Below are 12061 nucleotides of genomic sequence, written 5' to 3' on the forward strand. Positions count from 1 at the left end.
GCCAGGCTTTGACGCTTCTGGTTCACAGGTGGTGGGACGCCGGCCCGGGGGTTCGCACCAAGCCCGCCCAGACCGCCCGGCCCCCCCCCCACCGGGGGGGGGGGGCGGCGCCGTGCCGACTACTTCAGCCAGCCCGGGATGACCGAGGTCGGGCCCGCCGGGACCGGCTTCGCGTCCAGCGACGCGACCGACTGCGGCGCGGGCTCGACCGCCGCGCACCGCGCACCGGGTCGGGGCGTCTTCAGGTCGACCAGGTAGTCGTCCGTCGCGCCGCGGGTGCAGTCGCTGCGGTCGTAGACGCCGTGGCCCCAGCCCTCGTAGGTCAGCAGGACCGTGGTGTGGCGGCTCTGCCGGTGCGCGTTGGCGGCCCACTCGTAACCGGTGGCGGGGTCGTGCAGCGCGTTCAGCATGAGGATCTGCGGCGCGTCCTTGATCTTCAGCCGGTGCTGCGGGTTGTTGACCCGCTCCGGCAGGCCGACGCAGCCCGCCATGGCGGTGTGCCCGAGCGACGAGCCGCGCATGTGCGGCGCGAGCTGCCGGGCGCGGTCGACCAGGGCGGAGAACTGGCGGTGGTCCTTGATGCGGATGGCCCAGTCCTGGCAGAACACGGCCGGGAACGGGTTGTTCGCCGTCTCCTCCGCCGCGAAGGCCGACGCGGGCGTGCCCGCGCCGAGCTCGACCAGGAACTCCGACAGCGGCTGCCAGTCCGGGCCGTAGAACGCGCCGAACGCGGCGCCGATGATGTCGTCGGCGGACACCTTGCGGTCGGGGTCGAACGGGTCGGCGATCTCGCCCCGGTCGGCGCGGGCCAGCAGGTCGTCCCACACCTTCGCCACGTCCTGGCCGTGCAGGGCGCAGGACTCGGTGCGGTCGCACCACGCCACGAACTCGCGGAACGAGTCCTCGGCGGTCGCGGCCTCGGTCTCGTTGAACCGCCACGTGCCGAGGCTGTGGTCCATGTTCGAGTCGATCACCATGGCGCGGATGTGGCGGCCGAACTCCTCGGCGTACTGCTGGCCGATGAGCGTGCCGTAGGACAGGCCGTAGTAGTTGATCTTCCGTTCGCCGAGCGCCGCGCGCAGCGCGTCGATGTCCTTGACGACGGCGCCGGTGTCGGCGTGGTCGTAGATCGGGCCGCTGTGCTCGCGGCAGTCGGCGGCCAGCTCGCGGTTGTACGCGGCGAGCGCGTCGAACCCCCGCTGGTCGGTCGGGTAGATCGACGGCTGCGCGCGCAACACGTCCACGGAGCACCGGACGGCTTGGCTGCGCGCGACGCCGCGCGGGTCGAACCCGATGATGTCGAAGCGCTGCTGCACCTCGGGGCTGAAGTAGCCGTCCGCCCCCAGCGCGAAGTTCACGCCCGAGCCGCCCGGACCGCCCGGGTTGACGACCAGGACCCCGATCCGCTTCGCGGGGTCGGTGGCCTTGCGGCGGGCCACCGCGAGGTCGAACTTCTCACCGCCCGGCTTCGCCCAGTCGATCGGCAGGCTCAGCGTGCCGCACTCCACCTCGGCCAGCTCCGGGCACGGCCGCCAGTCGATCCCGCCCGCGCCGGGCGCCGCCGGCTGCGTTTCGGCCGACGCCACCGACGTCGTGCCGACTGCGAGCGCCAACGCGGTGGCGACACCGCCGAGCGCCCTGATGATCGGTCGCACAGGTTCCTCCCTAGTTCCTGTTCACCCAATCGGGTTTTCGCAGGCTTCCAGGGCAGCCGAACCCCCCACAACCGACTGAAGTCTCACCGACAATCAGCCCAAGGGCTGACAACTTCGACGCCTTTCAGCGCAAGTCCTGGTAGCGCTGGGTGATCACCCTGAGACCGTCAGGGGTCAACCGGCCGAACAGCCGCAGCCGTGCCATCCCGCCGTCCGGGTAGATGTCGAGCCGCGCGTGGGTGGCCTCGGCGGCGTTCTCCACGCGGAAGCGGTGCCGGGTGTCGGGCTGGAGCCGGGTGCGCGGCAGCACGTCGAACTCCGCGCCGGTGCGCGCGTCGCGGCCCCGGACCGACGCCCAGCCCGGCGCGTTGCCCTTGAAGTGGCTGGTGTCCAGCTCCGCGAGCCGGATGACGCCCGGCGCGGCCAGCTCCACCTCGACCCAGTCGTTGCCGTCGTCACGCCGGCGCGCGGTTTCCCAGCCCTCGCCCATGACGGTGGCCTGACCGGGCGCGATGAGGTTGCCCGGGGCGCTGTAGAACATGTTGCTGCACCCCGTGATCGACGCGCCGTTCTCCAGCGCGGCCAGGTCCAGCGCGTCCGGCACGATCAGGTCCGGGTCCGCCACGGGCGTGCCGAACACGCGCAGCCTGGCCACCCCGCCGTCCGGGTGGATGGTGAGCCGGACGTGCGTGTAGCGGCGGTGCGCGGACACCTCGAAGTAGTGCTTGCGGTCGCCTTCGAGCGGCGACCTGGGCACCACGGTCTCCCAGCCGGCCAGCTCGTCGGGCGCCGGGTAGCCCTTGGCGGAGGTGGCCTCGACGGAGGCGAACGGCGGGTAGTTGCCCTTGAAGAACGCGGTGTCGACCACGACGCCCTTGATCACGCCCGGCAGGCCGAGCCGGACGATCGCGTGGTCCTCGCCCGCCTCCCGGCGGCGGCGCGTCTCCCACCCGTCGTAGACCTGGCCCTTGTGCCCGAACGTGTAGGTCCGGTACTCCGGCTCGGTGGCGCGGATCAGGTTCTCGCGCTCGGCGAAGAACTCGTCGTTGGCCCACAGCACGCTGCCGCCGACCGCGCGGCAGGCCAGGTCGGGCAGTCGGGTCCAGCCGGGGACTTCCGTCATGCGTCTCCTCGTGTCCGGTCCATCCGGTCCTCGGCTCGGCCGAGGTTGCTCAGCAGCCGGCCGCGCGGCCGGTCGTCGATCCGCCGACCGCGCAGCCACGTCTGCCGCACCACGCCCGCCAGCGGACGGCCGTGGTAGGGCGTGACGGGGTTGCGGTGGCGCAGCGCGGCGCGGTCCACGACGAACGCGTCGTCCGGCGCGAACACGCAGAAGTCGGCGTCCGCGCCGGGCGCGATGCGGCCCTTGGCGCCCAGCCCGACCAGGTCGGCCGGGTTGGTGGCCATCCACCGGACCACGTCGGTCAGCGCGTGCCCGCGCTGCCTGGCCTGGGTCCACACCGCGGGCAGGCCCAGCTGCAGGCTCGCGATACCGCCCCACGCGGTGGCGAAGTCGCCCTCCTTCAGCTCCGGGGTGCACGGCGAGTGGTCGGTGACGACGAGGTCGATCAGGTTCTCGCCCAACGCGCGCCAGAGCTGCTCGCGGTTGGCCGCGTCGCGGATCGGCGGGCAGCACTTGAACTCCGTGGCGGTGTCGCCGATCTCCTCCGCGACGAACGTCAGGTAGTGCGGGCACGTCTCGGCGGTCAGCCGCAGCCCGAGGTCCTTGGCGATCCGCACCTGCCGCACGGCCTCGCCGCTGGACAGGTGCAGCACGTGCAGCCTGGCCTTGGTCTCGTTGGCCAGGTCGACCACGGTGGTGATGGCGTGCTGCTCGGCCCGGTGCGGTCGGGAGTCGAGGAAGGCGCGGTAGCCGGGACCGGGGTCGGTGACCTCGAGCGGGTCCTCGGCGTGCACGATCGTGAGGGCGTCACGTCCGCGCAGCCGCAGCAGAGCCGCGCGCAGCTCGTCCTCGCTGACGTGCGGGAACTCGTCCACGCCCGAGTGGATCAGGAAGCACTTGAAGCCGAACACGCCGGCGTCGTGCAACTCCTCCAGGTCGTCCAGGTTCGTCGGCACGATGCCGCCCCAGAACCCGACGTCCACGTGCGCCTTGTCCCGCGCCGCCTCCCGCTTGGCCTTCAGGGCGGCGACGGTGGTCGTCGGCGGCAGGCTGTTGAGCGGCATGTCGATGATCGTGGTGACGCCGCCGGCCGCCGCCGCCCTGGTCGCGCTCTCGAAGCCCTCCCAGTCGCTGCGGCCCGGGTCGTTCACGTGGACGTGCGTGTCGACCAGGCCGGGCAGCAGCACTTCGTCGTCGGCGAGCGTCACGACGGTCCCGGCGTCCAGGCGGTCGGCCACCTCGACGATCCGACCGTCCGCGACGCCGACGTCGGCGCGGCGTTCGCCGTCCGGCGTGATCACTCGGGCAGCGCGCAGCACCAGGTCCATGCACGTCACTCTCCCAGCCGGTCGGCGGCGATGCGACCGGCCAGACGTCGCAGGACCGGTTCCGGTTCGGCCAGGCAGCGCCGCAGGTCGGGCTCGACGTCCAGCAGGGCGTAGGCGGCGTCGAGGCCGAGCTCCGCCGGGTCGACGGCGCACCGGCCGGCCACCGCCACGACGGGCACGCCGCCCGCCGCCCTCGCCACGCCCGCCGGCGCCTTGCCGCGCGCGGTCTGGTGGTCGAGCGAGCCCTCGCCGGTGATCACCAACCGGGCGCCGGGCAGGTGGTCGGCGAACCCGACCAGGTCGAGCACCACGTCGATGCCCGCTCGCCTGGTCGCGCCGAGCACGGCCAGCGCGGCGAACCCGATGCCGCCGGCCGCGCCCGCGCCGGGGTGGTCGGCGTAGGACGGGTCGACCTCGTCGGCCCAGTCCCGGAGCCTGGCCTCCAGCTCCTCGACCTGGCGCGGGGTCGCGCCCTTCTGCGGGCCGTAGACCGCCGCCGCGCCGTGCGGTCCCAGGAGGGGGTTGTCGACGTCGGTGGCCAGGATCAGCTCGACGTCGCGCAGGTCCCGGCCGCCGAGCCCGTCGAGCATCCCCCTGCCGCCGTCGGTGCACGCGCTGCCGCCCACGCCCAGGACCAGCCGTCGGCAGCCCAGGTCGTGGGCGGAGCGCAGCAGCTCGCCGACGCCCCTGCTGGTCGCCGTCATCGGAGCGGGACGGTCCAGCAGGGCGGAGCCGGCGGCCGCGGCCACCTCGACCACCGCCGTGTCGCCGCGCACCGCGAAGCTCGCCGGGACCGGCCTGCCGACGGGCCCGGTGACCCACCGGCCGACCCGGACGAACCCGGCGGCGACGGCGGCGTCCACCGTGCCGTCGCCGCCGTCGGCCACCGGCAGGCAGCGCACGTCCAGGTCGGGGACCACGTCCCGCAGGCCGCGCGCGACGGCGGCGGCCACGCGCGGTGCGGTGAGCGTGCCCTTGAACTTGTCGGGCGCGACGACGACGTGCCCCGTCACGGCACCTCTTCGTACTCGCGAACGGCGGCGATCGACGTGCCGTTGGCGGTGTTGCCCTCGCGTTCGATCATGATCTCGACCAGGACGGGACGGCTGGTGCGCTCGGCCTCCTTGCGCGCCCACGCCAGGCCCTCCCGGATCTGCCCCGGCTCGGTGACCCTGGTGCCGGAGCACCCGTAGGCCTCCATGATCTTGACGTTGTCCGACCCGACGGTGTCGTAGTGGATGTCGACCTGGTACTCCATGTCGTAGCCGCCGTGGTCCTCGGCCATCCGGATCAGGCCCAGGTACTCGTTGTTCAGCATGATCAGCACGAACGGCACGTCGTACTGGGCGCCGACGGCCAGCTCCTCCACCAGGAACTGGAACGAGTAGTCCCCGACGATCCCCACCACCTCGGCGGCCGGGTCGGTGTCCTTGAGCGCCTTCTTCACGCCGATCGCGGCCGGTATCTCCCAGCCGAGCGGCCCGGCCTGCCCGCACACCTGGTAGTGCCGGGGTTTGTGCGCCTTCTGGTGCTGGCCGGACCAGATCTGGTACAGCCCGATCGCGGTGACGAAGTAGGTGTCCGGGCCGTAGAACTCGTTGATCTCCTTGAACACCCGCGGCGCTTTCACCGGCACGGTGTCGAAGTCCTCGCGGCGCAACAGGGTCGCCTTCAGCTCGCGGGTCCGCGCCGTCCAGGCGTTGTCCGGCCGGGGACCGGTCCTGGCCTTCGCCAGGGCGAGCAACGCCCGCAGGAACGCCTTCACGTCCGAGACCACGCCCAGGTCGGGCCCGAAGACCTTGCCGAGCTGCGTCGGCTCGACGTCGACGTGGACGAACTTCCGGTCGCCCCGGTACGTCGCCAGGTCACCCGTGTGCCGGTCGCCGAACCGCGCGCCCAGCGCCACCACCAGGTCGCTCTCCAGGAACGACGCGTTGCCGTACCGCTGGGACGTCTGGATGCCCGTCATGCCCGCGTACAGCGGGTGGTCCTCGTCGACCGCGCCCTTGCCCATCAACGTGGCCTGGATCGGCACGTTCAGGTGCTCGGCCACCGCCAGCAGCTCCTCGTGCGCCTCGGCGAGGATCACGCCGCCGCCCGCGAGGAGCAACGGCCGTTCGGCGGCCAGGAGCAGGTCCAGCGCCCGGGCCACGCGGGCCGGGTGCGGTTGCGGCCGGGTGACGGGCAGCGGCGCGTCGATGGTGTGGTCCCACTCGATCTCCTGCTTCTGCACGTCGATCGGCAGGTCGATCAGCACCGGCCCCGGCCGGCCGGACCGCGCGATCCGGAACGCCTCCCGGAAGATCCACGGCGCCTGCGCGGCCTCCTTGACCTGCACCGCCCACTTGGTCACGGGCGCGGCGACCGCCACGATGTCGACCGCCTGGAACGCCTCCTGGTGCAGCTTGGACGTGGCCGCCTGCCCGGTGACGCACAGGATCGGCACGGAGTCGGCCTGCGCGGTGTAGAGGCCGGTGATCATGTTGGTGCCGGCCGGGCCGGACGTGCCGATGGCCACGCCGACGTTGCCGGTCGTGCGCGACCAGCCGTCGGCCATGTGCGTGGCGCCTTCCTCGTGCCGCACGATCAGGTGCTCGATCGCGCCGTCTTCCTCCATCGCCTTGTAGAGCGGCAGGATCGCCGCTCCGGGGCAGCCGAAGACCGTGTCGACCCCCTCGCTCTTGAGGACCTCCACGACCGCTTGCATGACGGGTACCCGAGCCATCAGGCCCTCCCGGACAGGTTCTCGATGACCTTCAACAACGCCGAGTGGTCGAGGGATCCGTACCCCTGTGCCCGGCCGGACGCGAAGAGCTGGGCGATCAGCCCCGTCACCGGTAGTGCGAGGTCGACCTGGCGGGCCGCGGCCAGCGCGATCCCCATGTCCTTGTGGTGCAGGTCGATGCGGAAACCCGGCTGGAACTCGCGCGCGATCATCGCGTCGCGCTTGAGGTCCAGGACCCGGTTGGCGGCCAGCCCGCCGGCGAGGACGTCCAGACCCGCCTTGGCGTCCACCCCGGAGGCCTCCAGCAGCACGATCGCCTCGGCCACCAGGGCGTAGATGCCGCCGACCACGAGCTGGTTCGCGGCCTTCACCACCTGGCCCGCGCCGTGCGGGCCGACGTGGACGACGGTCTTGCCCAGCACGTCGAGGACCGGTTTCGCGGCGGCGAAGTCGGCCTCGCCACCCCCGACCATGATCGACAAGGTGGCCTGCCGCGCGCCGGTCTCACCGCCGGACACCGGCGCGTCGAGCACGCGGACGCCGCGCTTCGCGCCCTCCTCGGCCACGGCGAGGGACGTCTCCGGGCGGATGGTGCTCATGTCGACCAGGAGCGTGCCCCGGTCGACCGCGTCGAGGACCGTGCCCAGGACGACGTCTTCCACCTGCGGGTGGTCGGGCAGCATGGTGATGACGACTTCGGCGTCCGCCACCGCGTCACGCGCGCTCGCCGCCGCCGTGCCGCCCGCCGCGGTGAGCTTGTCGAGCGCGTCCCGGCTCAGGTCGAAGCCGGTGACCCGGTGGCCCGCGGCGACCAGGTGCGCGGACATGGGCGTGCCCATGATGCCCAGGCCGATGAACCCGATCCTGCTCATCGCCGTCCCTCCTCGGTGAGCCAGTCGAAGCCGCCGGTCCGCGCGTGGTACTCCAGGCCGACGTAGCCCTGGTAGCCGTTGGCCTCGAGCTTGGCCAGGTAGCCGAAGACGTCGAGCTGTCCCGTGCCCGGCTCGCTGCGGCCCGGCGCGTCGGCGATCTGCACGTGGCCGATGCGGTCCACGTGGTCGGAGACGACGGCGTCGAGGTCGTCCCCGTTGACGGCGAGGTGGTAGAGGTCGGCCAGCAGCGCCACGTTGTCGCGGCCGACCTGGTCGACGACCTCCAGCGCGTCCGCGGCGGTGAGCAGCGGGTACTCCGGCGCGCCGGAGAGCGGCTCCAGCAGGACCACCGCGCCGATCTCCGCGGCCACGTCGGCGGTGTACGCGAGGTTGTCCAGCGCGGTGTCCGTGGTGGGGAAGTTGCCGTGCAGGGCGTTGAACGCGCGGCAGCCGAGCCGGCCCGCGATGCCGGCCGCGATCTCGACGTTGGCGCGGAACTCCGACTGCCTCCCGGGCCACGCCACCAGGCCCCGGTCGCCGGCGGGCAGGTCGCCCGCGAAGAAGTTGAGCCCGACGAGCCGCACGCCCGCGTCGGCCACGGCCGCCTCGAACGCCTCGATCTCGCGGGACGGGGGCACGGCTTCGGCGAACGGCCACCAGAACTCGACCGCGTCGAACCCGGCCGCCCGAGCCGCGGCGGGTCGTTCCAGCACCGGTAGGTCGGTGAACAGGATCGACAGGTTGACGTCGTAGCGCATGAGGAGCTTCCTTCCACAATGCGGAAGCTAACTTCCGTACATCGAGAGACTAGGCAGGTCCTCGACGGCGGCGCAAGACTGTTGACACGCTCGGAGGCGCGCTCGTACCGTCCCTCCTTGCGGAAAGGTGATTCCGCGATACAGAAAAGGGAGCCTTGGTGCCCGATCTGGAAGGGTTCAACTCCGCGCCCGCGGCCGAGCTCCGCCCCCTGCTCACCGACTGCCTCGCCGTGCCGCGCTGGGTCGACGCGCTGCTCGCCGGCCGCCCCTACGCCGACGTGGACGCGCTGCTCGCCGCCTCGGACCGGCACGCGGACCTGACCGACGACGAGGTCCTGACCGCCATCGGCGGTCACCCGCGCATCGGGGAGCAGGCCTCGGGGGGCGGGGTGGCCGCGAAGTGGTCGGCCGACGAGCAGTCCGGCGTCGGCGCGTCCCTCGGCGACCGGCTCTTCGCCGCCAACGCCGCCTACGAGGACCGGTTCGGGCACATCTACCTGGTGTGCGCGACCGGGCTGAGCGGTGAGCGGATGCTGGCCGACCTGGCCGAGAGGATGGCCAACCCGCCGGACGTGGAGCTGCGCGTGGTGAACCGGGAGCTCGCGAAGATCGCGGCGCTGCGGCTGAGGAAGGTGCTGGCATGACGACGCTGTCCACCCACGTGCTCGACGCCGAGGCCGGCCGGCCGCGCGTCGGCGTGCCGGTCCGGTTGGCGCGCGACGGCGAGGTGCTGGCCGAGGGCGTCACCGACGACGACGGCCGGCTGCGGTTCGCGCGCGAGCTGTCGCCCGGCGTGCACCGGCTGACGTTCGAGGTCGACACGCCGTTCTACCCGGAGGTCACCGTCGCGTTCCGGGTCACCGGCGACCCGCCGCACCTGCACGTGCCGATCCTGTTGAGCCCGTACGCGTTCACGACCTACCGAGGGAGCTGACCGATGGCCATCGTCCTGGGGCCCAACCAGTACGGGAAGGCGGAGAACCGCCTCGTCACGGTGACCCGCAACGGCCCCGTGCACACCATCAAGGACCTCACGGTCAGCACCTCCCTGCGCGGCGACCTGGCGGACACCCACCTGACCGGCGACAACTCGAAGGTGCTGGCGACCGACACGCAGAAGAACACCGTCTACGCCTTCGCCAAGCAGGCGCCGGTCGGCGAGATCGAGGACTTCGCGCTGCGCCTGGGCCGGCACTTCGTCTCGTCGCAGGAGGCGATCACCGGCGCCCGCGTGCTCGTCGACGAGCACGCGTGGGAGCGCATCGAGGGCAACGACCACTCGTTCGTGCAAGGCAGCAACGAGAAGCGCACGACCGCGGTGACGGTCGAGGGCGAGCGCGCGTGGGTGGTGTCGGGCGTGCGGGACATGGTGGTGCTCAAGTCGACCGGGTCGGAGTTCCACGGCTTCCCGCGTGACGAGTACACGACGTTGAAGGAGACCTACGACCGGATCCTGGCCACCTCGGTCACCGCGCGGTGGCGCTACCAGGGCGACGGGATCGACTGGGCGAAGAGCTTCGCCGAGATCCGCCGGCTGCTGCTGGCCACGTTCGCGGCCAAGCACAGCCTGTCGTTGCAGCAGACCCTGTACGCGATGGGCGAGGCGGTGCTGCGGGCCCGGCCGGAGGTGGCGGAGGTGCGGCTGTCGATGCCGAACAAGCACCACTTCGCGGTGGACCTGTCGCCGTTCGGGCTGGAGAACGACAACGAGGTGTTCTACGCCGCCGACCGGCCGTACGGGCTGATCGAGGGCGCCGTGCTGCGTGACGACGCGGAGGACGCCGGCTCGGCCTGGCACACCCTGCCGACGTTCTGAAAGCGGGTCGCGGACCGTGCTCCCGGACCGGGGAGCACGGTCTAGTGGCCCGTCACCTTCTTGTGCAGGGCCATGCGCTGCAACCGCCAGGCGTGGAACAGGTCGGCCTCCTCGTACCAGTCCACGACGGTCGGCCGGCGGGCGGTGAACATGAACTCCAGCAGGATCTCGCGGTACGTCGTCAGCGGCACGGCCACGCCCGGCGGGAAGTCGGTGTAGGTCTCGTCCACGTACGGCGCGTCCGGCTCGCCCTTGGGCCAGCCGGTGAACTCGTCGTCCACGTAGTTCAGGTAGCCCCACGCGCCGCGGACGGCGAGCACCAGGTTGTGGTCGCTCTCCCCCTCGGCGTCGGGCGCGCGGCCGAAGTGCTCCAGCATCCCGTCGTTGCACTCGGGCCGCGCCAGGGCGGCGATCAGCACGTCCACGTCCGCCGCGCACGCCACCACCTGGTAGCGGAACTCCGCCCGCTCCAGGTCCGGCAGCCCGGTCCACAACCCGGCTCGCATGGTCATGGACACACACTGACCGGTGTCGCGTGATTCGGCTTTTCGCTGGTTTGAGGATCACCCCATCCAGCGATGCCACGATCACTCTCTTCTGGCTAGAGCCTGCAATTCGGTCACGGTGAGTCCCGTCGCGCGGTGGACTTCGTCCTCGTCCAGGGCACCGCAGTCCAAGGCGCGGAGGAACGACGTGGACAGCGCCTGCGCGGTCGCGGGCTCGTCCAGCACCGAGCCGCCGGCCCGCGCCACGTACGCCTTGAGCCGGCGCGCGTCCGCGTCCACCCCTTCCAGGTAGAACGCGTGCACGGCCGCGTACCTGGTCACCAGTTGCGCCGGGTGCAGGTCCCAGCCCTGGTAGAAGCCGTGCGCCAACGAACGCCGCACCAGCCGGTAGTGCGTGCGCCAGCCCTCGTGCACGTCCTCGCCGACCGGCAGCACGTTGGTGGAGCCGTCCGACAGCGCGACGCCCGTGCCGGCCGCGGACACCTGCATCACGTTGCGCGCGAAGTCGCACGCCCCGTGCGCCAGGTGCTGGTGCGCCGCGCCCAGGCCGCAGGCCGCCGTGTAGTCGTACGTGCCGAAGTGCAGCCCGGTGACCCGGCCGCGGCCCGCCTCGATGAACCGGGGCAGGGCCAACCGGCCTTCGCGGTCGACGATCGACTGCGTCGTCTCGACCTGGACCTCGAACCGGAGCGGCAGCCCGAACAGGTCCAGGACGTCGCCGAGCACCTCCACCTGCGCCACCGAGGTGACCTTCGGGAACGTGATCACGAAGCCCTCGGGCGCCTCGCCCAGCGCGGTGAGGAAGACGTCCAGCGTCCGGATGCCGCGCTCGCGCAAGGCCCTCGTGTCGAACGACTTCATCCGCAGCCCGAACCGCAGCGGCGCCGTGCCGTCGCGCAGCCAGTCCCGCACGACGAGCGCGGTGCGCTCGGCGTCGGAGTCCTCCTCCGCGTCGGAGCGGACGCCGTAGCCGTCCTCGAAGTCGATCCGCAGGTCCTCCACCGGTTCGCCGCCCAGCTTCGCCCGCACGCGCCCGTGTACGACCTCGGCCACGTCCCGCGCGAGGTCGAGCACGTCCGCCAAGCCGTGCGGCGCGTGCTCGTCCAGCGCCGCAAGCGCTTGCGCACCCCAGTCGCCGAGCGTGGCCGGGCTCACCCGGTCGGCGGGCACGTAGCAGGTGTGCACGGGTTGGCGGCCCACCGGCGCACGAAGCTCCACATCGGACAGCCGCGCGGTGACCGCGCGCACCGCGTCGGCCGACAACGACGTGCGCGGCAC

At 72.3% G+C, this 12061-nt stretch carries 12 protein-coding genes; 3 read left to right on the forward strand and 9 right to left on the reverse strand.

What is annotated here, in order from left to right:
* Positions 1 to 119: 119 nt before the first annotated feature.
* The 7 genes from ACZ7GX_RS09435 to ACZ7GX_RS09465 form a co-directional block, all read right to left on the reverse strand.
* Entirely contained in the window at positions 120 to 1655 is a 1536-nt protein-coding gene (locus ACZ7GX_RS09435; protein WP_498774665.1) for an alpha/beta hydrolase, read from the reverse strand.
* Positions 1656 to 1779: 124 nt separating this feature from the next.
* Entirely contained in the window at positions 1780 to 2778 is a 999-nt protein-coding gene (gene alc, locus ACZ7GX_RS09440; RefSeq protein WP_498774667.1) for an allantoicase, read from the reverse strand.
* Positions 2775 to 4106, reverse strand: a complete 1332-nt coding sequence (gene allB, locus ACZ7GX_RS09445) for an allantoinase AllB (RefSeq protein ID WP_498774669.1) — start codon at positions 4104 to 4106, stop codon at positions 2775 to 2777. The genes alc and allB overlap by 4 nt, the downstream gene beginning before the upstream one ends.
* Positions 4107 to 4111: 5 nt before the next feature.
* Positions 4112 to 5119 (reverse strand): glycerate kinase, encoded by a 1008-nt coding sequence (locus ACZ7GX_RS09450; RefSeq protein WP_498774671.1) that lies wholly within the window; start codon positions 5117 to 5119, stop codon positions 4112 to 4114.
* Positions 5116 to 6831, reverse strand: a complete 1716-nt coding sequence (gene gcl / locus ACZ7GX_RS09455; RefSeq protein ID WP_498774673.1) for a glyoxylate carboligase — start codon at positions 6829 to 6831, stop codon at positions 5116 to 5118. The genes ACZ7GX_RS09450 and gcl overlap by 4 nt, the downstream gene beginning before the upstream one ends.
* Entirely contained in the window at positions 6831 to 7703 is an 873-nt protein-coding gene (locus tag ACZ7GX_RS09460; protein WP_498774675.1) for a 2-hydroxy-3-oxopropionate reductase, read from the reverse strand. The genes gcl and ACZ7GX_RS09460 overlap by 1 nt, the downstream gene beginning before the upstream one ends.
* A complete protein-coding gene (locus tag ACZ7GX_RS09465) occupies positions 7700 to 8461 on the reverse strand; it encodes a hydroxypyruvate isomerase family protein (RefSeq protein ID WP_498774677.1) in 762 nt (253 codons plus the stop codon). Before ACZ7GX_RS09465 ends, ACZ7GX_RS09460 begins: the two co-directional genes overlap by 4 nt.
* Before the next feature lie 158 nt (positions 8462 to 8619).
* On the opposite strand from ACZ7GX_RS09465, the gene uraD reads away from it, so the two are divergent.
* Genes uraD through pucL form a run of 3 tightly spaced genes read left to right on the forward strand, consistent with a single transcriptional unit; the run spans position 8620 to position 10277 of the window.
* On the forward strand, positions 8620 to 9105 hold the full coding sequence (gene uraD / locus ACZ7GX_RS09470) for a 2-oxo-4-hydroxy-4-carboxy-5-ureidoimidazoline decarboxylase (RefSeq protein WP_498774679.1): 486 nt from the start codon (positions 8620 to 8622) through the stop codon (positions 9103 to 9105).
* Complete coding sequence (locus ACZ7GX_RS09475; RefSeq protein WP_498774681.1) at positions 9102 to 9395, forward strand: hydroxyisourate hydrolase; 294 nt, start codon at positions 9102 to 9104, stop codon at positions 9393 to 9395. Before uraD ends, ACZ7GX_RS09475 begins: the two co-directional genes overlap by 4 nt.
* A gap of 3 nt (positions 9396 to 9398) precedes the next feature.
* A complete protein-coding gene (gene pucL / locus ACZ7GX_RS09480) occupies positions 9399 to 10277 on the forward strand; it encodes a factor-independent urate hydroxylase (protein WP_498774683.1) in 879 nt (292 codons plus the stop codon).
* A 41-nt stretch (positions 10278 to 10318) separates the two neighbouring features.
* Here pucL and ACZ7GX_RS09485 read toward each other — a convergent pair whose 3' ends face one another.
* Together ACZ7GX_RS09485 and ACZ7GX_RS09490 are read right to left on the reverse strand one after the other, a co-directional pair.
* A complete protein-coding gene (locus ACZ7GX_RS09485) occupies positions 10319 to 10789 on the reverse strand; it encodes an Imm1 family immunity protein (protein WP_498774685.1) in 471 nt (156 codons plus the stop codon).
* A gap of 75 nt (positions 10790 to 10864) precedes the next feature.
* Complete coding sequence (locus tag ACZ7GX_RS09490) at positions 10865 to 12061, reverse strand: DUF6986 family protein (protein WP_498774687.1); 1197 nt, start codon at positions 12059 to 12061, stop codon at positions 10865 to 10867.

This window comes from Actinosynnema sp. NPDC037264 (genome assembly GCF_055603705.1).